The 21,735-nt window shown below is 62.7% G+C and carries 16 protein-coding genes and 1 pseudogene; 10 read left to right on the forward strand and 7 right to left on the reverse strand.

The annotated features are described in order from the left end of the window. Window positions 1–37 precede the first annotated feature (37 nt). The 4 genes and pseudogenes from C566_RS0108785 to C566_RS21185 all read left to right on the forward strand — a co-directional run bounded on the left by C566_RS0108785 (window position 38) and on the right by C566_RS21185 (window position 7,502). Complete coding sequence (locus C566_RS0108785) at window positions 38–1,078, forward strand: restriction endonuclease subunit S (protein ID WP_196802349.1); 1,041 nt, start codon at window positions 38–40, stop codon at window positions 1,076–1,078. A gap of 185 nt (window positions 1,079–1,263) precedes the next feature. After that, window positions 1,264–2,817 carry a hypothetical protein gene (locus C566_RS22690; protein ID WP_155846812.1) on the forward strand — a complete coding sequence of 518 codons (1,554 nt, stop codon included), beginning with the start codon at window positions 1,264–1,266 and terminating at the stop codon, window positions 2,815–2,817. Beyond that, a pseudogene (locus tag C566_RS23450) lies at window positions 2,814–5,951 on the forward strand (type I restriction endonuclease subunit R). Before C566_RS22690 ends, C566_RS23450 begins: the two are co-directional and overlap by 4 nt. Before the next feature lie 783 nt (window positions 5,952–6,734). Next, window positions 6,735–7,502: a hypothetical protein gene (locus tag C566_RS21185; protein WP_018773968.1), complete on the forward strand. Its 768-nt coding sequence runs from the start codon at window positions 6,735–6,737 to the stop codon at window positions 7,500–7,502. Window positions 7,503–7,523: 21 nt separating this feature from the next. On the opposite strand, the gene C566_RS0108815 is transcribed toward C566_RS21185, so the two are convergent. The 3 genes from C566_RS0108815 to C566_RS0108825 all read right to left on the reverse strand — a co-directional run bounded on the left by C566_RS0108815 (window position 7,524) and on the right by C566_RS0108825 (window position 10,239). Beyond that, entirely contained in the window at window positions 7,524–8,810 is a 1,287-nt protein-coding gene (locus C566_RS0108815) for a flavin-containing monooxygenase (RefSeq protein WP_018773969.1), read from the reverse strand. A gap of 265 nt (window positions 8,811–9,075) precedes the next feature. Next, a complete protein-coding gene (locus C566_RS0108820) occupies window positions 9,076–9,450 on the reverse strand; it encodes a PH domain-containing protein (protein ID WP_026266525.1) in 375 nt (124 codons plus the stop codon). A 213-nt stretch (window positions 9,451–9,663) separates the two neighbouring features. Next, window positions 9,664–10,239 (reverse strand): HNH endonuclease, encoded by a 576-nt coding sequence (locus C566_RS0108825; protein WP_018773971.1) that lies wholly within the window; start codon window positions 10,237–10,239, stop codon window positions 9,664–9,666. 482 nt (window positions 10,240–10,721) lie between these two features. Here C566_RS0108825 and C566_RS0108830 point away from each other — a divergent pair, with 482 nt between their 5' ends. After that, window positions 10,722–11,570 (forward strand): esterase/lipase family protein, encoded by an 849-nt coding sequence (locus tag C566_RS0108830; RefSeq protein ID WP_018773972.1) that lies wholly within the window; start codon window positions 10,722–10,724, stop codon window positions 11,568–11,570. Between the two features lie 146 nt (window positions 11,571–11,716). On the opposite strand, the gene C566_RS22695 is transcribed toward C566_RS0108830, so the two are convergent. Continuing rightward, entirely contained in the window at window positions 11,717–12,013 is a 297-nt protein-coding gene (locus tag C566_RS22695; protein ID WP_155846813.1) for a hypothetical protein, read from the reverse strand. Between the two features lie 509 nt (window positions 12,014–12,522). Then, entirely contained in the window at window positions 12,523–13,002 is a 480-nt protein-coding gene (locus tag C566_RS0108840) for a hypothetical protein (protein ID WP_018773974.1), read from the reverse strand. A gap of 282 nt (window positions 13,003–13,284) precedes the next feature. On the opposite strand from C566_RS0108840, the gene C566_RS0108845 reads away from it, so the two are divergent. Further along, window positions 13,285–14,484, forward strand: coding sequence for a S8 family serine peptidase (locus C566_RS0108845; RefSeq protein WP_018773975.1), 1,200 nt, complete (start codon window positions 13,285–13,287; stop codon window positions 14,482–14,484). Window positions 14,485–14,637: 153 nt separating this feature from the next. Next, on the forward strand, window positions 14,638–15,375 hold the full coding sequence (locus C566_RS0108850; RefSeq protein ID WP_018773976.1) for a hypothetical protein: 738 nt from the start codon (window positions 14,638–14,640) through the stop codon (window positions 15,373–15,375). A gap of 45 nt (window positions 15,376–15,420) precedes the next feature. On the opposite strand, the gene C566_RS0108855 is transcribed toward C566_RS0108850, so the two are convergent. Then, on the reverse strand, window positions 15,421–15,804 hold the full coding sequence (locus C566_RS0108855; RefSeq protein ID WP_018773977.1) for a TfoX/Sxy family protein: 384 nt from the start codon (window positions 15,802–15,804) through the stop codon (window positions 15,421–15,423). A gap of 408 nt (window positions 15,805–16,212) precedes the next feature. On the opposite strand from C566_RS0108855, the gene C566_RS0108860 reads away from it, so the two are divergent. The 3 genes from C566_RS0108860 to C566_RS0108870 all read left to right on the forward strand — a co-directional run bounded on the left by C566_RS0108860 (window position 16,213) and on the right by C566_RS0108870 (window position 21,277). Then, the gene (locus C566_RS0108860; RefSeq protein ID WP_196802350.1) at window positions 16,213–18,918 is read left to right on the forward strand and encodes a carboxypeptidase regulatory-like domain-containing protein; all 2,706 of its coding nucleotides are present in this window, start codon (window positions 16,213–16,215) and stop codon (window positions 18,916–18,918) included. A gap of 77 nt (window positions 18,919–18,995) precedes the next feature. Then, a complete protein-coding gene (locus C566_RS0108865) occupies window positions 18,996–20,873 on the forward strand; it encodes an O-antigen ligase family protein (protein ID WP_231386297.1) in 1,878 nt (625 codons plus the stop codon). A gap of 200 nt (window positions 20,874–21,073) precedes the next feature. Continuing rightward, window positions 21,074–21,277, forward strand: coding sequence for a cold-shock protein (locus tag C566_RS0108870; RefSeq protein ID WP_011690916.1), 204 nt, complete (start codon window positions 21,074–21,076; stop codon window positions 21,275–21,277). Between the two features lie 200 nt (window positions 21,278–21,477). Here the strand turns inward: C566_RS0108870 and C566_RS0108875 are convergent, their stop codons facing one another. Then, window positions 21,478–21,660: a PspC domain-containing protein gene (locus tag C566_RS0108875; RefSeq protein WP_026266527.1), complete on the reverse strand. Its 183-nt coding sequence runs from the start codon at window positions 21,658–21,660 to the stop codon at window positions 21,478–21,480. Window positions 21,661–21,735 lie beyond the last annotated feature (75 nt).

Below are 21,735 nucleotides of genomic sequence, written 5' to 3' on the forward strand. Positions count from 1 at the left end.
TGTGATTCAGACTGGACCATTCGGTAGTCAGCTACATATGAGCGACTACTCCAAAATCGGGACGCCGGTGGTGATGCCTACCAACATCCGAGATCTAAGGGTGTCGACCGAGGGGATTGCCCGAGTTGCGGACGAGCATGTTGAACGCCTGGCGAGGCACAAGCTGCGCGTTGGCGACATCGTGTACAGCCGGCGAGGCGACGTAGAGAAGTGCGCTTTGATCACCGATCAGCAAGCGGGCTGGCTGTGTGGTACTGGATGCCTCCTCGTGCGCGTGTCGGGGCCGACGGTCGACGCACGTTGCCTTACGTATTTGCTATCGCTGCCCATTACCAAGGCCTGGATCAGTCAACACGCAGTGGGCGCCACCATGCCGAACCTCAACACTGAAGTGCTACGCGAGGTGCCGGTGACGCTCCCGCCGATCCATATCCAGCAATCAATCGCTGGGACGCTCGGCGCACTCGACGACAAGGTCGAGTCGAACCGCCGGGCACATGCCTTGGCATGGGCGCTACTCGAATCGGAGTACTGCAAGATCGCAGAGCAAGGTAGGCGTGTACGTCTGGGGGAACTACTTAGCCTTGAGTACGGAAAGGCGCTTCCAGCCTCAGTTCGCAGCACTGGAGACGTTCCCGTGTACGGAAGTGGCGGAGTCACTGGTTCGCATGACCGGGCGCTCGTCGAGGGCCCTGCCGTCGTTGTTGGAAGGAAGGGCTCAGTCGGTGAAGTCTATTGGTCTCACGCGAAATGCTTTCCCATCGACACAACGTTCTATGTGCGCCCTGCTAAAGGTGTACCGCTGCTAGCAACCTTCTTCGCCTTGAGGTCCGCTGGCTTAGACGCGATGAATTCCGACTCTGCTGTGCCCGGGCTCAACCGTGAGGCAGCTCTGGGGGTTGAAGTCCTGGTGCCTCTGGACAACGATGCCCGTGCTTGGGCTACAAGGCGGTCGCTCTTGGTTGACTGGCTCCAGCAAGTTGAATCGGAGTCCGCTCGTTTGGTGGCCATGCGTGACGCGCTGCTTCCGGAGCTGCTCACGGCTCCTATCCGTGAGAAAACTGTGGGGGCTGCGTGAATTTCCCGTTGCCGGTCACCGCATGGACTGCCATCATCAGCAGTGGCCTTGCCACTGTCGTTTTAATTGCAGTAGCCGTCGCTGTTGTACGTAGACGCCGGCGTGACTCACCGAATTATGGTCCATGGTTACTAAGGGCTCCCTTGATCCCACTGGTACTGGCGGTGGTCCTTGGGCTCATCGCGATGTACGCATTGGTATTGCTTGTAGCCTTTGACGCTCAGGACTTCAAGTTGCCAGGTGCTGCAAACGTCACAAGCCCAGTGATTGTTGCTGCGACTCTGATCGCGGGTACCCTTACAGCCGCCTTTGCTGTGCTGCGCCTTCGTGCGCATCTTCTTGCGGAGGCTCGCGGGCGCCTCGATGAAATCGGTGATATTCGGGCGGACGAAAAGCACAGAAGTGACCAGGAACTCTCTCTGGCCGAACGCTTTTCCAAGGCCGTTGAGCTGATCGCGTCCGAGCAAGCAATCTCCCGAATCGCGGGAGCACACCTTATCCTCGCGCTGGGTGACGAGTGGCCCCGTGGGGCACAACGCTGCCTCGACGTCCTGATCTCCCATCTGCGTGGCCTTCGCCAGAACGATTCGTTTGACAATGATGCTGTCGACTCCCGTGGAATGCGTGAGGAGGTGTACCTCATTACGCGCGAAGTATTTCGTCGCCTTCGGAGCAGCGATTCCAAGTGGGACGTCAATGCCGGGGACTTTAGTGGCACCCTTCTTGCCGGCGTCGACTTGACTGGAGTTGGACCATTCAACGAGCTTGATCTGCGCGGTGCACGGGTACTGGATGATCTCGTCATCCCTCGCCTAGTAAGTAAGAGGGCGCCATTGATGTCTGAACTTGCTTGTGGCGGAGACCTTGATCTTGACTTTGCAGCCGGGTGGGATGCTCTGGACATAACAGATGCAAGCGTGAAAGGAGAGATTAGGATCTCAGGCCTTGTGCCTTTTGTGGGCGTCGACGGAACAGGGCTTCGAGGAGGGCAGGGCTTCAGGCTCGATTTCCAAGAGTTCCGCGGAAACGTCATTCTCGATGCATCTCAGATCCAGGGAGAGGTGTCAATCGGATCAGCAGAGTTTGGTGCGGGATTCGCTCATGGATCGGCCACGCTTTCAGTCTCCTTGGTCGATGCTACTTTTGGTGCAGTCGCACTGCGGCGACTGGCGCCTGGACCACGGCTCGCCCTCTCAAGAGCCGTTGGTTCTGTCGACCTGAGCAACTCAGTCTTCCGGTTCGAGGTCGATGCAAGCGGACTCGATGCGACGAGCGGCTTCAACCTCCAAGGCGCGCGGTTTGACGAAGCACTCATTTTGGATGAAGCACTATTGCCCAGCAGTATCGACATTGACGGGCTTGTCCTCTCTGCGACTGCCCGTAGCGCAGTTCAGTCTTCCGAATTTGACTTACGCGAGATGCTGCTTGGGCCAATGCCAGTTGCTGGTTTCCAGGCAAAGCACGAGCTCGACCCTAGCTTTGTTTGGAAAGAAGCACTGCAGTCAGTCGACTACGTCGTTGAACCGGGTTTTAGATTGGAGCTTGAACGACGCCTATCATTGCTCGAGGATGAACTTCCAGTTGACTGGTCAAAGAAGGCATCCTTCGGCGCCCGTGTCATGAGTGAGGTATCCCGTGCTGCCGCCAAGACCGAAGCAACCGCTAGTTCAGAGCACGCAGTTCACACGGCATTGCGTACGTCGCTTCAATTAACCGTTCAGGGCGCGGCCACACCGTGAAATCTATCAACGAAAACACGGTGGAGGCGGCTGCACTCGAATATCTCCGTCAACTCGGCTATGCGACGGCTTTCGGTCCAGACATTGCGCCGGAGGCGCCCGCGGCTGAGCGTTCGTCGTACGAGCAGGTGTACCTTTTCAGCCGGCTGCGCGCTGCAGCGATTCAGATCAATTTTGGCCTCAATACGGCAATGGTTGATGAGGCGATCAAGCGCCTTGGCCGAGCGGAGTCGCAGAACCCGATCGCCGAGAATCTTCGCGTCCACAAACTCCTGACCGAGGGCGTTCCGGTCGAACACCGGGACCCCGATGGTGCCATCCGCACGACACGTGTCCGCCTTATCGACTTCGAGGCCCCGGCGAGCAACGACTGGCTCGCCGTCAACCAGTTCACCATCACCGAGAACGGGAAGAACCGCCGGCCGGACGTCGTGATCTTCGTCAATGGCATCCCGCTCGGTCTCTTGGAGCTGAAGAACCTTGCCGACGAGCACGCCACGCTAAAGGGGGCCTGGAACCAGATCCAGACCTACCGTCATGACATTCCATCCCTGTTCACACCGAACGTTGTGACAGTTGTCAGCGACGGCATCAGCGCCGCGATGTCGTCATTCACTGCTGGCTTCGAGCACTACGCGCCCTGGAAAACAATCGATGGCCGTGAGGTCGTCATAAGCCTGCCCGCGATCGAGGTGCTGATCAAGGGCGTCTTCGACCAGATGCGCTTCCTCGACATCCTGCAGAACTTCATCGTCTTCAGCGACGAGGCCAACGGTCTCGTGAAGCGCGTCACTAAGTACCACCAGTACTGGGCCGTCAATGCCGCAGTTGAATCGACCATCTAGGCGGCGGCCCCGGACGGTAACCGCCGCGGCGGTGTCGTGTGGCACACGCAAGGAAGCGGCAAATCGATCGAGATGCTGCTCTACGCGGCGAAGATCATGCGCGACGCCCGAATGGGCAACCCGACCCTGGTGTTCATCACCGACCGCAACGACCTCGACGACCAGCTCTTCGGCGAGGTTTTCGCGCCGGCCGAAATCCTGCCCGAGAAGCCTATTCAGGCCGACTCCAGAGCAGTCCTTCGCAGCCTGCTCCGCCGCGCGTCAGGCGGCATCATCTTTACCACGCTGCAGAAGTTCGCCCCCGAAGATGGCGTCGACACCAATCCGGTTCTGACCGACCGCCGTAACGTCGTTGTTGTCGCCGACGAGGCTCACCGCTCTCAGTACGGCTTCAGCGAGTCCCTCGATGAGCGCACAGGACAATTGAAGTCTGGGCTCGCGAAGCACATGCGGGACGCCCTCCCGAACGCCACCTATCTCGGTTTCACAGGCACGCCTATCGAGTCGACCAACAAGTCAACACGTTCCGTCTTCGGTGACTACATCGACATTTATGACCTCACCCGCGCCGTCGAGGACGGAGCCACCGTCCGGATTTTCTACGAGTCCCGGCTCGCGAAGGTGTCCCTTGATGCTGATGTGCACGCCGCGATCGACGAACTCGCCGACGAAATCACCGAGACCGCCGAGGAGGACGAGGCCCTCCGCGCCAAGTCCAAGTGGGCGCGGGTGGAAGCCGTCGTTGGCGCGAACGACCGTCTCGACGTGATCGCGGGCGACATCGTCGACCACTGGGAGAAACGCCGCATCGAGATGCTCGGCAAGGCCATGATTGTCACGATGTCGCGGCGCATCGCCGTCGACCTCTACGACAAGATCGTTAAGCTCAAGCCGGAGTGGCACACCGACGACCCGACGACGGGCATGATCAAGGTCGTCATGACCGGGTCGGCGGCCGACCCGCAGTCATTCCAGCCACACATCTACGACAAGAAGACCCGCAAAGACCTGAAGCTGCGGGCAAAGGATCCAAACGACCCTCTCGAGGTCGTCATCGTCCGCGATATGTGGCTCACGGGCTTCGACGCCCCGGCACTGCACACCATGTACGTTGACAAGCCAATGCAGGGCGCAGGCCTCATGCAAGCCATCGCACGCGTGAATCGTACTTTCCGCGACAAGCCCGGCGGCCTCATCGTTGACTACATCGGGGTCGCCAATAATCTGCGCAAGGCCCTCGCCGAGTACGCCCCAAGCGATCGAGATCAGGCCGGCGTGCCGATCGAAGAGATGGTCTCCGCGATGCTGGAAAAGCACGACATCGTGCGCGGGCTCCTTCACGGCTGTACATACGATTCCTCGCCACTGTTGGTACCCGCCGCACGTCTTGCCCAGCACGCGCTTGTCCTCGACTTCGTTATGGCCGACCTGGACCGCTCAGCCCGCTACCTCGACCAGGTACTCGCGCTGGCCAAGGCCTTTGCGCTCTGCGGGGCGCGGGATGAAGCAGCTGCAATCCGTAATAACGTACGAATGTTCACCGACGTCCGAGCGGGGATCCTGAAGATCCAGAACCCGGACTCAGGGCGTGCTGGCAGCGGTGCCGTCGAAATAGACACCGCGATCGGGCAGCTCGTCAACGAAGCCGTCACCGCCGACGAAGTGGTCGACATCTACAAACTCGCCGGCATTGAAATGCCGGAGCTGTCGATCCTGTCCGACGATTTTCTCGACAGCCTAGCCGGCAAGGAGAAGCCCAGTCTCCAGATGGGGCTCCTCCGTCGGCTGATTAACGACCAAATCCGCACTGTCCAGCGCACCAACATCGTCCAAGCACGGAAATTCTCCGAGCAGCTCGACGAGGCAATTAACCGTTATACGAACCGCACGCTGACGACGGCCGAGATCATCGCTGAGCTTGTTAAGCTCGCCAAGGGCATGCGAGACCAGAACAATCGTAACAACAGACTCGGTCTCTCTATCGCCGAGGCCGCATTTTACGATGCAATCGTGCAAAACGACGCCGCTGTCGTCCAAATGGGCGACGACACGCTAAAGAAGATTGCCGTCCATCTCGTCTTTGCCGTCCAACAAAGCGCCACGATTGACTGGTCCCTCAAACATTCGGTCCGCGCTGCCCTGCGATCCAAGATCCGTCGACTACTTGCGAGGTACGACTACCCGCCCGATTACGAGGAGAAGGCGATTGCGTTGATATTCCGACAGGCTGAGCTAGTCGTGGAGACCGAAGCACATCCAAGAGTCAGCCATAATGCACTCGGCTCCTAGCCCCTATTGGCTGCAATTGGTGCTGCAAGACATCACGACCCATATGACGCCTTCCGTGGCGCGCAGAGTTTGATGGTTTTAACGGGTCTTGGGGAAGGGATATCCCGAATGAGTGTCATGCCGCCGTCCGGGCGGCACTCGTCATCAGAGTAACTCGTGCAGGTAGTCGCCCAGGTGCAGCCCCAGGTCCGAGTGATTCTCTGCCGGGTGCCGGTAAGCCGTGCTGGTCGGCTTGGATCAGCGTGTCCATCTTGCGTCAACTTCAGTATTCATCCAAAAGCCGAAGCAGCCTGCAGGGCGAGGGTTCGTCAATACCCGGAACTACGGGACTCGCATTATTCTCAGAAACGCAGCCGGAACAGCGGCCCGATCGTTAACTGCCCAGCGGAGATCACCACGAACCGCGGAGAGCCCTTCACAGTGTTGATGCCCGGGCTAGTGACGGAGAACGGGTCAAAGTTGCGCAGCTCGTGCGCCAGGGCACCACAGTAGTGCCGGCGACGGGCACGAAGCTTCGTCACCATACGGTGATGTGCCTCGCGACATCCTCCGCGTCTGCCCCGACCAGTGCCACTGTTGACGACGCGTGCTGGGTGAGCCACGGCAGCCCGACGGCGTACCGGCCGGCAACCTCGGTGACGCAGCGGGAGCGCCGGGGGTAGTTCCAGGGCCCATCCCCCCAAAAGTGCGGGACAATGGAAGTCCCGACCACGGAAGCGGGCAACGTTGATTAGTCTCCATCAACATGCCGATGGCTTCGCCAGGATTCACCCGGCTGAGTCCATGGGACTGAGCGGGGCCAGCGGGGCCGGCCATTTCGATCCGCTGCTGTATCCATGGGACCCGCCCGTGGCCTCGGGCGTCATGGACGGCAAGGAATTCCGGCCCCTAGAGCCTTCAGTCGGATTGGATGACGCCCTTGCGCAGGCCGGCGCGGCACCGCTGGAAGCCCGTTCCCTGCTGGTCTCCATCGGCTCGAATGCAAGCGCCGCCGTGATGCGGCGGAAATTCGCCAGCTACCGCCAGCCTGTCACCGCGGTCCTGCCGCTGGTCCGGGGGCAGCTGCACAACATCGCCGTTGGCCACTCCGCCCACGTGAGCAAGGCCGGCTACATCGCCGCCGCCCCGTATCCGCTGATGGGACAGTGCACAGCGGTCTGGCTTTCGTGGCTGGACGATGTCCAGCTGATGGCCCTCGACGAAACGAAGCCCAACTACCGGCGGACCCAGCTCGACGGCGAAGCGTGCCCGCTCGTGCTGGACCACGGGGAACGTCCGGAGGAGTTTTCGCTGTTCACCTCGCGCTGGGGCGTGCTGACCAACGGCGACGGCGGGAAACTTCCCTTCCTCGACCAGCCTGCCCTCTTCGGGCTCCTCGCCGGCAGCGGCACCGGGGACCTTCTGAAGGAGGGGAAGTCCGTGTTCGGCGGGCCGCCGGAGCTTGTTGCCGAGCACCTCGCGATGCCCTCGGTCCAGGCATGGGCCAGGGAATGGTTCAGCTCGGCCCGCCTCGCCGCACCAGTTGACTTCGACGGGCCTTGCACGGGGTAGCCACCCTCTTGAACGTCGCCTTCACCGGACGGCGGTGTGCTCGGCGATGTGTCGCGCAATGTACTCGGCATCGCGGCCCACCCCCGCCACGATGGACGAGCCGTGCCCGGTAAGCCACGGCAACCCGACGGCGTACAAGCCCGGGTGTTCGGTGACGCCGCGGTGGTGCCTGGGGTAGTTCCATTCGTCCAGCACCGGGATGTCCAGGATGCTGAAGTCCAGCCGGTAGCCCGTGGCCCAGAGGACCGACGTGACGTTGGCGGCTTCGAGGTTCAGCCGCGCCGGCTCCGAAGGAAGCCAGTCGTCCTTGCGCGGCGGCTCCGGCTCCGGTGCCGACATGCCGGTGGCGGCAATATAGCTGTCGAACATCGGCTTCATCCGCTGGTAGAACGCCGCCTCCACCAGGGCCAGGCGTTCCGGAAGGTCATCACTGAAGACGAGATCGCCGTCGTCGGCTGCTTCCAAATGGCCATGCAGCCGGACGCCTCGCCGGCCGAAGTCGCGCAGGTGGATGTCGTGGCCGCCGTCGGCGCCGGACACCAGCGGGTTGCAGGCGAACCTCGCCGCGGGGGAGGGCAACTGACCCACGGTGAGGCCGTTCAGTCCGTAGTCGGGGCCGAATTGTGCAAGCTGCATCATCCAATAGAGGAGGTCCTGGCCGCGGTACCGGCGCGGTGCCTCCGGGCACGTGGACACCGCCAGGTGGATTTCGCGGCCGACGGCGAGCAGTTCCTCGGCGATCTGGCCACCGGACTGCCCGGTGCCCACGATGAGCACGGCACCGCCGGGCAGCTGGCCCGGGTTGCGGTAGCTGTCGGTGTGAAGTTGAAGGATGTGGCCAGGAAGTTGCGCCGACAGTGCCGGGATTTTCGGCTCCTGGTAACCGCCGGTAGCGAGCACCACGTTCCGGGCCCGCCAGCTGCCCTGGGGTGTGACCACGTTGAAGCCGCCGCCCTCCGCGGGCGCGATGCGCGTGACATCCGCACCTGTTCGGACGGGAGCGTCGACGGTCTCCGCATAGTGCCGGAAATGGGCGATGAGGTCATCGCGCAGCATGAATGCCTCCGGGGCCGGGCCGTCATACGGCATGCCGGGCAGCGCGAGCGAGAAGTTCGGCGTGTTCAGGCAAAACGCGTCCCACCGGTCCTGCCACACCCCGCCAAGCGTTTCCCGCCGTTCCAGCAACTGATGCTCGACGCCGGCCCGGCTGAGCCAGTAGCTTGTGGCCAGGCCAGCCTGCCCGGCCCCGACGACTAGGGTGTTGATGCTTTGCGGAGCCGCAGGTCGGGCGGCCGTCGGGGTCTCCATGGTTCTTCTCCCGTAGCCAAGGTGCAGGGCTGGCTTTGTTGGCAGGATATGCCCGCAGCGTAGCTACGTACAGGTGCCCGACGGCGGCGTGGCGCCTCACTACCGGCGGTCCTTCCCTGCACCTCCAGCCGGAATCCCCAGAGAAGTACGGTCTGAACGCGGAAACGGCAAGAGGACACGAATTTGCGTGTCCTCTTACCGTTTCCGGGTCGCAGGGGTTGGGCTGCGTCGGGGTTGGCGAATTCTTAGATGAAGAAGATTCGCGTTAGTGCTGGGCGCCGAGGACCGAATGCGCGATCAGCATGTCTAGGCGGCGCACATCCACCTTCTTGCCGGTCTTAATTTTGATATGTCCCGCGCGGGTCCAAAGCTCCAGCTCTGCATCGAGATCAAATCTTCCGGCATTCTCTGATGACCACATGTTGATGTGAGAATACGGCAGCGAGTACACCTCCACCTTCTTGCCAGTCAGGCCCTGGGCGTCGCGGACGATCATGCGCTTGGTGGTAAAGATGGCGCTATCCCGGAACGTCTTGTACGCGGCCACAGGCTGCTCGCCCGGCACCAGTAGTTCCGCGACGTCATTGGGTATCGGACATTCGTCGACGAACATCCACGTGGTTACTGCTGCTGCTTCCAAGGGGGTGGCTCCTTTTCGTGTGGTCAAGCCTCGGAGTTCAGTGTTACAAAGGCATCCCGGGCCGTCGTGACCTGCAATCGGCGTGTCGCGATGGCGCCCTTCGTATTCATAAAGGGTTCGCGATTTTTCGGTGAGGTCCCCGATTCCATCGGATCCGGACCTGCGACAGGCAGGGCCACTGCACATACAGATGCTCGACGTATCGCCTACAACTTAGGGGAGCGGCTGCCGTTCGCCGACGGCAGCCGCATCCTCGAGCGTGACGTACGTTCGCCGTCGTCGATCCAGTCTTTCCTGCTGGCCTGGCGACGGGATCTGAGCGCCTTTCGCACGGTTGCACCTGCTGCACGCGGCCACGAAGTTCTGTAGGCTGGTGGATCCGCCCTTGGACCACGGGTAGAAATGGTCACCGTGTTCAGCGGGCCGTGGGCACCGCCGCCGGAGTCCTGACTCCATCTCGCACTGGCCGCCGGCGCGTGCCAGGCCTTCCCGGCGCCGCTGGCGGCTGAAACGCCGGACCGGGTCCCTGCGTTTCAGGTCTCTGGCGCGAACGACGGCCGCAACAACAGTCAGAACCACCAGGAAAAGCGTGGGGACGGTGACCGCGGCCAGAACGCCGTCGACCATGCCGCGGAGAATTTCAGCGACAGTGGCTGCGCTGCGGCTGCCCGCCGCGTTGGCCTTCGGCATGAGCGCCAGGACAACGGAGGCGCCCAACCACATAACCACCGCCGAATAGGCCTCACGCAGAGCCTGGCGGCTCCAGTAAATGCGTTTCAGTTCCAGCATTCAGTCGTCCCCCATCGATCTTCAGCCCGGTCGAATCCGCGCAGCGCTGCAGCTAGGGAGATCGTACCGTCGGGCTCACAATTCTGCGGCTCGCCATTTCCTCGTGAGCTACGGCTGGTGTCCCGATCCATGGGGCCACTGCAGTAGCAGTGCTCGTACTGCGCCCAGCTGGCGACCGCCACGGCCGGCGACGCCGGCGTCCGCTGGAATGAACGTTTGTGCAAGCAAGGTTGGCGGTTTTCCCAAGCCGATCTCCGGCGGAAAGAACGTACTGACCAGTAGCTTTTGGGGCGCGCGGAGCGACATTTCAGGACGGACCGGGTCTGCACGCGGACCCTGTTTTCGTGCACATCCGTGCAAATTCATGGCCGCATCGGGTTCCGGTCTGCCTACCGTTGAGTATCCGGGCAACCTTGGCTGACTCGCAGCGCGGGGGTTACTGCTGGCCCGCGGCCCGCTGACACACGAACAAAGAGGTCTCTATGTCACTGCTCACCAAAGTTCTGTCCACCGCTGCCGCTGCCGTCCTGGCCGGTTCCCTAGCCGTGGCTCCCGCCCAAGCGGGAATTGTTGAGCTTTCCCCTCCGGGTGCCAATGACTGGTCCTGCAAACCAAGCGCTGAGCATCCGTATCCGGTCATCCTGGTGCCTGGAACCTTTGAGAGCATGGACAAGAACTGGTCCACCCTCTCGCCGTATCTCAAGAGCGCCGGATACTGCGTCTTCGCCCTCAACTACGGCGAGACCAACGGCGTGTACGCCACCGCGCCGGTCGCCGACTCGGCGCAGCAAATCGCCCCGTTCGTGGATAAAGTGCGTTCCGCCACCGGCGCCAAGAAGGTGGATCTCGTCGGCCACAGCCAAGGCGGCATGATGCCCCGCTACTACATGGGCTTTCTCGGCGGCGCCAAGAATGTCCACCAGCTCATCGGGATCGCACCCTCCAACCACGGCACCGAAGGCGTGATCGTCCCACAGCCGGGCGCTGTCCCGGACCCCAACTACACCGGCGTGGGCTGTGCCGCCTGCGCAGACCAGCAGGCGGGGTCGGCTATTATGCAGAAGCTCAACTCCATCGGCGATACGGTCGCGGGACCCTCCTATACCGTCATCTCCACGGTGCACGACGAAGTGGTCATTCCTTACAACAGCCAGTTCCTCAACGGGCCGGCCCGGCAGGTCACCAACATCACCATCCAGGACAAGTGCCCGGCCGATCCGATCGAACATGACCAGACACCCAGCGACCCCGTGGTGCACCAGATTGTGGGCCACGCGCTGGGCATGGTGTCCGGTCCTGCTGATCCGGCCTACCAGCCCAATTGCGTCTAGCAGTGAGTGGCGGCGGGCCGGGGGAGTGGCGCCAGCGGGGCTGGCTGCAACGCCTGTAAGCGGAGCATTGTTGCTGGGAGCCAGCGGGGACCGTCCCGTTTAGCGGTCCCGCCGTCGCACGGGCCCTGTCGAACGTACTGCCGCCGCTACTGAGGGTTGGCGTCGGCTGGGGGTGCCATGAGGCCACGAAAATCCATTCTCCTCTTGAGGACAGAAACCTTCGGCGTCGGAAATCCTGCGTCCCGAAGTTCCTGCGCCTTCCATTGCGCACCGGTGGCCCTTTTGAAGGACTCGATATAGCGTCTTCGGGCTTGGTACAGCACCTGTTCAGCCTCATGCATCGTTTTGAATGTATCCAGTACATCTGCGGCAAGCTCGAGCTGATGTTCGCTGCGGCGCTGATTTGTCTGACGGAGGAATTCCAAGGGGTCCTGGCTAGTCATGACTCATCGTATCGATCGATAGTCACGACGGAACAGGGCAAGCGGGACGAAGCCGACTCGGAGCTTTGAGACCCGACGGCCCTTTCCGCAGGTGTACTGGGCCGCCCAAAATGTTAGGGAGCGGCTGCCGTTCGCCGACGCTTAGGTGGCCACCTGCGCAGCGCAAGTCCACGCCGCGTGGCGAAGCTTCCTCGGAATGAAAGCCCCAAGGAAAACGGAACGCTCTGATCCGTGAGCCTTTTTGGGCAGCGAAACCCCCGGCCGAGTGGACTCACCCGGGGAGGCTGGTTGGACACCTTGCGAGTGCGATGTGAATGCCCAGTTAACTACGTGACAAGAATTGTTAGTTGGGTTTCGGCAACACCGCATTCATCAGGTTCAGCCGCTGGGGAGGAGCTTTTCTGTTCCGCGGCTTCTCCGGACGCACGGTGCCGGAAACGGCCTGTGCTTCAGTGCAGCCGACAGCGGGCGCGGGATGCCATCTATTCGTCAGGCCGGGGGCACGCAGCCTACCGGTACCAGCCCACCGCACGGTCGTAGCTGCACTCCAGTGCACCCGTTCCGGGGGCAGTGCCGCCGCCGGAGGGAAAGTAGATGGCACCAAAGTCCGCACCTTCGGCGTCGATCCGTCCCTGTGCCCAGATCTGGGCGGCTTCCAGGTCCTTTTCGGGGATGGATTCCCGGGTGCTGTGGCCGCCGCCAAGGTGAATGTCCAGCTGATACGTCCCCGGTTGGGAGGTCCCGGCGTGAAGGGCCGGATCCTTCTCATCGCGCCTGCTGATGAGGACTTGGGCCGAGGCATGGAGGATGGAGGGCTCGCTGGCCAGATTGCCCTGCTCCTGCTGTTTCATCCGCAGGCTCGAGACGACGCTATCCACGGTGTCTTCCTCCGTCACGACGTAGGCAGAACCGTCGGCGTCGGCCTCTGAGCCGCCGACGCTTTTCAGATGCTGTCCGAATTGTTCGGAGCTGGACTGGCTGGAAGTCATGCACCCTCCTCGAGGGTTTTCGCGGCGGGTGCCGACCGTCTCACCCTAGACCCGCGGGGAGCATCCAAACCAGAGATGCGGACTATTTCTCGGGGAGGTCCGCATCGAGAGGCCCTCCCTGCTGCCGGCGGCGGAGACGATGACCACGTCGCCCGGGAAGCCTGCACGTAATGTGCCGACCGACCCTATCTACCTGGCGCAGATTGAAGCAAGATACTCCGCATGAAACGAACCGTTATAGCTGGTTTCGCGGCGGTAGTCATAGGCTGCGGCACAATCACGTTGGCAGCCCCAGGCAACGCAGCGACCACGAACAGCGCGGCGGCCCAGTCGTCACCCAGTGCCGGGCAGATCATCGTCAAATTCCGCGACAATGGCTCGGCAGCGGGCGTACTGCGCCAGCACGGCCTCGGGGAGGGCCCCGGGGTCGGCAGCACTGGCGCTCAACTCGTCAAGGTACCGGCCGGCCGGGAGCTCCAGTTCGTCGAAGCGCTCAGCCGGAACCCGGCAGTCGAGTACGCCGAGCCGGACGAAACCGTTACCGCCGCTTCGGCTGACGAATATTTCCCCCGCCAGTACGCTCTGCAAAACAACGGTCAGGCATTTACCAACACCGCCAACACGCTGTCTGTAGCCGGGGGCACAGCGGACGCTGATGTCGACGCCGTCGAAGCCTGGGGCGTCACGACAGGGAGCGGCATCAAAGTCGCCGTTCTCGATTCCGGGGTCGCCAGCGACAACGTCGACATCACACCGAAGGTTGCTGCACGCGCCAACTTCAGCAATGGGAAAGCCGGTGAGGACAACTACGGGCACGGCACGCACGTGGCCGGCATTGTCGCCGCCACCGCCAACAACACGGTTGGCGTCGCCGGTGTGTGTCCGGGATGCACCATCCTGGATGGCAAAGTTCTCAACGACAGCGGGGTCGGCTCGAGCTCGAGCCTTGCGAACGGTATTAATTGGGCCGTGAATAACGGCGCGAAGGTTATCAATATGAGCCTCGGAGTGCGGGCGTCACGCACCCTCGAGACTGCCGTTAACAACGCCTGGAGTAAGGGTGTGGTGCTCGTTGCCGCAGCAGGCAACGGCAGTAACCAGACCAAGATCTACCCGGGCGCATACCCCAACGTCATTGCCGTCGCCGCTACCGACAACACCGACGCCAAGGCATCGTTCTCAACTTTCGGAGCCAGCTGGGTGGACGTCGCAGCACCCGGAGTGAATGTCTACTCAACGTTCCCGAACCACACGTTTGTCCTCGGGACGCAGAACAATCGCTCTTTCGGGTACGACGTCGGCAACGGGACCTCGATGTCCTCACCCATCGTCGCTGCAACTGCCGCGCTCGCCTGGAGCTCGCACGCTGGCGCCACAAATACGTCAGTCCGCGCAAACGTCGAGTCAACCGCCGACAAGATCTCTGGCACGGGCACATACTGGGCACATGGGCGGGTAAACGCAGACAAAGCCGTCCGGTAGGTTACAGCCCTCAACGTTTCCCAGGTCACCTAAGGACTTGAGCTGCGCTTCAGTTGGCGTTCGAGCCCAGCCTGCTCGGGGGTGTGGCCACGGGCAAGCAACGGTGCTCTGACCCCCTGCAGGAATTTCTACTCAGAAGGAGTGGGAACGGTCATGAATCGACGAACCAAAATCTTCTTTGGTGTGATCGTCCTGTTGCTGGTTGTTGGTGGGGCGACATTATTTGCCGTCAACAACACGAACAGGAGCAGGGCCGCGGAGTACAACCCGCAGATCAGCCCTGCCGATTTCACCGCCAAGATCACCAACAAGTACTTCGCCCTCCCTGTCGGCAAGAAATTAACGTACGAGACCACCGAGCAGGGAAAAGTCACCGAAAGGGTTGAGATCGAAATCCTGCCGGAGACCATGACCATAGAGGGCGTCGAGACGGTGGTGTATCTGGATAAGGAATACAAGAACGGTCAGCTCGTCGAGGAAACCCGGGATTACCTGGCGCAACACAACAACGGCGACGTGTGGTACTTCGGCGAGGACGTGGACAACTACCTGAATGGAGTGTTGGTGAACCACTCCGGCAGCTTTTTACATGGACGGGACGGGGCAAAAGCCGGCATCTGGATGAAGGCCGAGCAGCGCGTCGGCGATTCCTACCGGCAGGAATTCTACGTTGGTCATGCGGAAGACATACGGGACACCGCCGCCACCGGCGAGACCGTCGCCACCAAATCCGGCACCTACACCGACTGCGTCAAGGTCTACGACTGGACGCCGCTTGAGAAGAATGCACGGGAGTATAAATATCACTGCCCCCAGGTCGGTGCGCTGGTCCTGACCGAGGATCTGGAAACAGGGAGCCGGTCAGAACTCGTGAATGTTTCCCAGCCCTAGTCTTCTAAGGCCATGCACGGGTCCTCAAGGGCCGGCGTCGGGCGGCTACTTCTTGGGCCTGGGCTTGGAAACCTTCGGCTCCTTCGGCGGCAGGCCGGCCACGTGCTCAAATGCCTTCTCCACCCAGGCCTTGGCCCGCGCCTCATCGCCGTCGCCCTCGGCGTTCCAGACTTCCGGCAATCCGGTATAGCCGCCCATGGGCCGCTCCGGCGGCCCGAAGGGGACGGTCCGCTCCGTGCCTTCAAGCAGCTCCTTGTCTGCGTCGGCCAGCTTCACGCCGATGGTGGGGCCGAACAGGCCGGCGAACATGTTCCCGTGCACGAACGCCCCGAGGTTTCCGAACATGGGCTTGACCACCACCTCGGGATGGTCGGGAAGCACCGCGCGGAAGTGTTCCTTGTCGGCCTCGGACGCTTTCGGCATTTCCATGAGTCTTCTCCCGGTAACGGATGGTCGCGGACTGGTCCTCCTGCAGGATAAGCCCGCGGCCGGGCCCGGTACAGGCGGTCCGCGCAGGTGTTGCGAGCCAGCTTTCGGCGGGCGTGAGTGAGGGGTAACCCAGGAACAGCGACGCCGTGGTCCGTCATACGGGTTCCATGAGACGGCCCTTTTTTGTCACGGCAAATTCGGACGCAGTAAATTCCGGCAATTTGCATTTGTGCTTACTTCGGAGTGCTGGTCCGGGCAACAGATAGTCAATTCCCAGATCGCGCGTTACTATTTGCAAAGTCTGGCTCAGCAGACTTTGGTTGCGCAGCATTCGCTGACGCATGAACTTGGGGGATATACATGCTCGCAACGACGAGTAGATTCCGCCTGCCTGCCCTAATCAGTGCAGTGCTGGCGATACTAATGATGCTGGGCACCGTCCCGGCCACCGCAACCGATATGGCAACGGCTTCCATTCAGGGAAAGGTGACGGCTCCCGCCGGAGTCAACCTCGCCGGCATATCTGTCTACGCCCAGACGACGCCGTACCAAATGCAGGTGGGCCAATCCAGCGTCGGAGCGGACGGCAGCTACAAAATCATCGGCCTCCCGGCGGGGTCCTACAAACTTAACTTCTCCGGCGGGAATACCGGCGCCCAGGAGCAGTGGTACAAAAATGCTGCCTCCTATGAAACTGCCACCGCCGTGAACGTCACCGCCGGGCAAATCCTTACCGGCATTAATGCCACGCTGGTCAAGGGCGCCACGATCAGCGGGAAACTCGCCATTCCGGCCGGTGTCAGTTCATCCAATCTATCTGTGTCTGCGTCGTCCGTGGCCTCGCGTCGCCAGGAGGGCCAGTCCCAAGTGGGCCCGGACGGAACCTACAAGATCAACGGGCTGCCGGCAGGATCGTACAAGCTCAATTTCTCCGGCTGGAACACCGGACTCCAGGACCAGTGGTACAAAAACGACGCTTCCTACGACACGGCCACTGCCGTGACCGTCACCGCCGGCCAGGACGTGACCGGGATCAACGCGACACTGGTCAAGGGCGCCACCATCAGCGGCAAAGTTTCGGTCCCCGCGGGCCTCAGCCCTTCCCGAATTTTCGTCACGGCCTCTGCGACGGCAGGACAGGGCCAGGAGGGCGATTCCTTCGTCGAAGAGGATGGCAGCTACAAGATCATCGGCCTGACCGCCGGATCCTATAAGCTCCAATTCTCGGGCTGGAATACCGGAGTCCTGAACCAGTGGTACAAGAACGCACCATCCTTTGACACTGCGACTGCGGTGACCGTCACAACCAGCCAAGACCTCACCGGGATTAACGTCACCCTCGTGAAGGGTGCCACGATCAGCGGAAAGGTCACAGCCCCGGGGGCCAGCCCTTCCGGAATCTTCGTCAACGCCACGTCGACGGCATCGCACGTTCAGGGCGGGCAATCGACCGTGACGTCGGATGGCAGTTACAAGATCATCGGCCTTCCGGCGGGATCGTACAAGGTGTCCTTTAGTGACGTATCAGGCGGACTCACCCAGCAGTGGTACAAAAACGCGTCCTCCTTCGACACCGCCACTGCGGTGACCGTGGGTGCCGGGCAGGACCTGGCCGGCATTAATGCCAGTTTGGTCAAGGCCGCGACCATTAGCGGGAAAATCACTGCTCCTGCCGGTGTGGAGCTCACCAAGGCAATTTATCCCGGCGTCACCGTCGCGATGACAACCGTGAAGGTCTTCGCCGCCGGTTCCTCTACAAAGCAGGTCGCGCAGGGCTATGTGAATCCGGATGGCAGCTACAAGGTAACGGGGTTGGCTGCCGGATCCTACAAGTTCTTCATTTCCGGTTGGAACACGGGCGCAGTCGACCAATGGTTCGACAAGGCGGCCTCGTTCGACACGGCCCGTACCCTGACGGTGGCGGCCGGGCAGGACCTGACCGGCATCAACCCGGCCTTGGTCAAGGGCTCCACCGTCAGTGGCAAGATCACCGGCGGCGGGACCTGGGGCACCCCCGTCAGCATCCTGAATTCCGCGGGGACTGTCGTCAAGGACGGCTCGTCCAACCCCGACGGGACCTACAGCATCGGCGGTCTCGCGGCGGGATCCTACAAAGTGGCATTCAACCGGGCCAGCGGTTCCTCCCTCGCGGAGGCGCAGTTCTACAACAACAAACCCGAATCCGCAGGGGCAGGCGCAGCTCAGACAGTGACCGTCGGCGCCGTCACGTCGGTACCGAACATCAACGCCACCCTGGTCGCGGGCGGCTCCATCGCCGGCACCGTGACGGACAAGGCCGGCAAGCCTCTGCCCAACGCCCGAATGCAGGCCTACACCCGCGACGGAAGTCTCACCACCCGTAATGGGATGACCGACGCCAGCGGAAAGTTCAGTATCACGGGCCTCAGTACCGGGAAGTACTTCGTCGTGGCACAGTCCGGCGCGGACGGAACGAAGATCTATTCCGGAAACGTCGCCGCCGAGGCCAGCGCCAAGCCGGTTACGGTCACCGTCGGCAAGCCGACTAACATGGGCACGCTGTCCTTCGGCACCCCGCCGATGGCGTTGACGGCCGGGCCGGTTCCGACAGTCACGGGCACTACCGTGAGCGGGCAGAAGCTGACGGCGGTTCCCGGTACGTGGGGCCCGGCACCGGTCACGCTGGCGTACCAGTGGAAGCGGTCCGGGGTGAACATCTCCGGGGCGACGGCCGCGACGTATGTCCTGACGTCCGGGGATGTCGGGAAGACGATCACGGTCACGGTGACCGGGTCCAAGACCGGCTACACGACGGCGGCCAGGACCAGTGCCGCCACCAAGGTTGTCACGGCACCCCTGGCGTTGACGGCCGCACCGGTCCCGACGGTCACCGGCAAAACCGTGACCGGGCAGAAGCTGACGGCGGTTCCGGGCACGTGGGGCCCGGCACCGGTTTCCCTGGGCTACCAATGGAAGCGGTCCGGGGTGAACATTTCCGGGGCGACGGCCGCGACGTATGTCCTGACGTCCGGGGATGTCGGCAAGACGATCACGGTCACGGTGACCGGATCCAAGACCGGCTACACGACGGCAGCCAAAACCAGTGCGGTCACGAGGGCCGTCACGGCAGTCTAAGACCGCCAAGCGCAGCAGGCCACCGCACCAAACCGCATCACCAGCCCCCACACACAGCAAGATCCACAAGGAGACCCGTGCCCTTCCCAATCCAAACGTTGGAAAGGGCACGGGTCTTCGCGCCCCAAGCCTGTGTGTGGATGGTGGCCTGCTCCGTCCTTGTCTTTCAGCCGGGCGGCCTGTTCCGGTTCACCTGGATGAAGGTGGTCTGGCTGCTGGCCGCCGTCGGAGTCGGAGCCCTTGTCCAGGCCGGAGGCCGGATGCCCCAGGGCATCCGGCGGGCCCTCTGGGCCACCGCTATCCTGGTGGCCATTTCTGCAGCGTTCTCCGCCGGCCCGCTGGCCAGCTTCCTGGGACGCTGGCCACGGTATGAAGGCGCACTGGTCATCGCGCTGTACATCGCCCTCTTTGCCTTGGGCGCCAAAGTTCTCGGCGGGCCGGGCAGAACCCGGAATTGGGCGATTTTCCGCACCGCGCTCACCCCGGCCGTGGTGATCGTGAGTGTCATCAGTGCCTGTGAGGCAGCAGGCCTACGGCCCTTGGGCGGAGCCGCGGATCTGCGCCCCGGCGCCACCCTGGGCAACGCGACCGACCAGGGAATCATCGGTGTCCTGGCGGCCGCCGTGCTGGCCCTGCCGGCACTGCGCGGCCGGGACTGGCCAGCCCGCATCGGCCTGGCCGCGGCCGCCCTGACCACGGTCCTGTCCGGCTCCCGCGCCGCGATCCTTGGCCTGGCCGCCGTCGTGCTTGTACTGGTAGCTGCCGCAATCCGGACACCCCGCCGTACCCGGGCGGCAGCGGCAGGCGGCGCCGCGCTCGTGGTGCTCGGCGTTGCCGCCGTCGCCATTCCCGTGGCGCGGGAGCGGCTCTTCAGCGCCGATACGGTCAACGGCCGCTGGCTCCTGTGGGACGAGAGTCTGAAGCTGATCGCCCAGCATCCCTGGACCGGCGTCGGCCCGAATGGTTTTGTCGATGCCATCACGGGCTTCCACACCTTGGAGTGGGCCGTTCGGGTGGGCGCCACGTTTCCGCCCGACTCGCCGCACTCGTGGCTGCTGCAGGCCGCCGCAGTGGGCGGACTTCCGCTGCTGTTGGCGGCGGCGCTGCTGGCCTTCCTCATTCTGCGCAGCGCCCGTGCCGGCATCCGTGCCGCGGAACCGGGGGCTGACCGCGACAACCTGACCGGCGCCCTCGCTGCCGTGGTCGCGTACGGGCTGATGCTCCTCACCGCATTCACGTCGCCAGCCGCCACTCCCTTGGCGGCCTTCATCTGCGGGGGACTGGTGTCGACGTCGCGAGCGGCCGTGCCGCAGGTCCGGCCACGCGCCATAGTGGTTCCCGCAGTCCGGAAGACCTTTCCGGCCGGGGCGGTGGCGTCGGGGCTGCTCGTGGCCGTGGGGCTGGGCATCGCAGTGCCGGCGGCGATCGCCGAATGGCCGATGGCGGAGGGTGTTGCCGCCGTCGCGGCCGGAGACCTGACGACGGCGGAGAGCCAGTTCCAGCGCGCCTACAGCCTGCGGCCCTGGGACTCGGATACCGCACTGTTGGCGGCCCAGGCTTTCACAGGGCCGGCCGCCGACGGGGACCCCATAGCCGCGAACCACGCCATCGAATGGGCCCGCATCGCACTGGACCATACGCCGGGCTCATCCGAGGCCGGCCTGGCCCTCGCCATCGGCTACATCAACAGCGGGAGCCTCCAGGAAGGCAAGGACACACTCGACCACATCATTGAGCGTTCCCCCTTCGACTCCGCTGCCTATCTCCAACGCGGCGTGGCCAACTTCGGCCTCGGCAACGTCCAGGACAGCCTGGCCGATCTCGCCGCCTCGGCGGAACGTGCGCCGGCCTCAGCGGAGCCCTGGACCATTTTGGCCAGGATCTACGACCGGCTGGGGGATCCGGAAGCGGCGGCGCAGGCGCGGGCGCGTGCGGATGCGCTGAACGGGCGCTAGCCGTTCCAAATGGAGGTGTGGTAATTCACCCACCAAACGTCCTGTACAGTTGATCCTGTTGTTGTGTTTATGCAGTTCGTAGTTCAGGCAGTACGCAAGGTTGCAAGACCTTGTTCTTCTGAAGCAGCGGTTTTGAGCACCCCAAACAGGAGGACCCGAAAGTCGGGACAGTTCCTCCACCTTCACGAAGGACAAAAATAATGGCTACTGGTACCGTCAAATGGTTTAACGCTGAAAAGGGCTTCGGCTTCATTTCCCCCGATGACTCCTCACAGGACGTTTTCGCACACTACTCTGCGATCAACTCCTCCGGCTTCCGCTCCCTCGAAGAGAACCAGAAGGTCTCCTTCGAAACCGAGCAGGGCCCCAAGGGTCCCCAGGCCACCAACATCCAGGCTATCTAATTTCCTTTTAGATACCCGGGACCGTTAGGTTTCGAGCAGGGCCCGTCTTCGGACGGGCCCTGCTTTTGTTTAACCCACCTGTGCTTTCAAGAGCTTTACGACGACGGCGGCGCGCCCCGCCGTCGTCCGCCCGCGGCGCCGTCGCGGTCCTCACGCAGGCGCGGGCTCCGCGAGCCGGGTTCGGCACCACAAGTCTGCGGCTAGTCGTCCCGGGGGATGAGGATCCACAACGCGACGTAGACGAACTCGCCCACGCCGAAGAGGCCGAAGAACATGAACCCGAGCCGGACAAAAGCCCGGGGGACTTCGAAACGGTCGGCCAAGGCAGCGCACACGCCTGCGAAGATTTTGCCGCGTCTGGGGCGAACCAAGGTTGCTGCCATTTCGCTACCGTAGCACCAGGCGCCCGTCGAGTCAGCAGTGATTTTCGCCCCTGCCGCCCGGCGCCACAGCCCGCG

Source organism: Arthrobacter sp. 131MFCol6.1, assembly GCF_000374925.1.
Classification (GTDB): Bacteria; Actinomycetota; Actinomycetes; order Actinomycetales; family Micrococcaceae; genus Arthrobacter.

Excerpts from the sequence above, each read along its gene's own strand:
- C566_RS22690 (WP_155846812.1), top strand. The coding sequence starts at position 1,264 with ATGTACGCATTGGTATTGCTTGTAGCCTTTGACGCTCAGGACTTCAAG.
- C566_RS0108785 (WP_196802349.1), top strand. The coding sequence starts at position 38 with ATGAGCGACTACTCCAAAATCGGGACGCCGGTGGTGATGCCTACCAAC.
- C566_RS0108830 (WP_018773972.1), top strand. The coding sequence starts at position 10,722 with ATGTCACTGCTCACCAAAGTTCTGTCCACCGCTGCCGCTGCCGTCCTG.
- C566_RS21185 (WP_018773968.1), top strand. The coding sequence starts at position 6,735 with ATGGGACTGAGCGGGGCCAGCGGGGCCGGCCATTTCGATCCGCTGCTG.
- C566_RS22695 (WP_155846813.1), bottom strand. The coding sequence starts at position 12,013 with ATGACTAGCCAGGACCCCTTGGAATTCCTCCGTCAGACAAATCAGCGC.
- C566_RS0108815 (WP_018773969.1), bottom strand. The coding sequence starts at position 8,810 with ATGGAGACCCCGACGGCCGCCCGACCTGCGGCTCCGCAAAGCATCAAC.
- C566_RS0108870 (WP_011690916.1), top strand. The coding sequence starts at position 21,074 with ATGGCTACTGGTACCGTCAAATGGTTTAACGCTGAAAAGGGCTTCGGC.
- C566_RS0108825 (WP_018773971.1), bottom strand. The coding sequence starts at position 10,239 with ATGCTGGAACTGAAACGCATTTACTGGAGCCGCCAGGCTCTGCGTGAG.
- C566_RS0108850 (WP_018773976.1), top strand. The coding sequence starts at position 14,638 with ATGAATCGACGAACCAAAATCTTCTTTGGTGTGATCGTCCTGTTGCTG.
- C566_RS0108875 (WP_026266527.1), bottom strand. The coding sequence starts at position 21,660 with ATGGCAGCAACCTTGGTTCGCCCCAGACGCGGCAAAATCTTCGCAGGC.
- C566_RS0108855 (WP_018773977.1), bottom strand. The coding sequence starts at position 15,804 with ATGGAAATGCCGAAAGCGTCCGAGGCCGACAAGGAACACTTCCGCGCG.
- C566_RS0108840 (WP_018773974.1), bottom strand. The coding sequence starts at position 13,002 with ATGACTTCCAGCCAGTCCAGCTCCGAACAATTCGGACAGCATCTGAAA.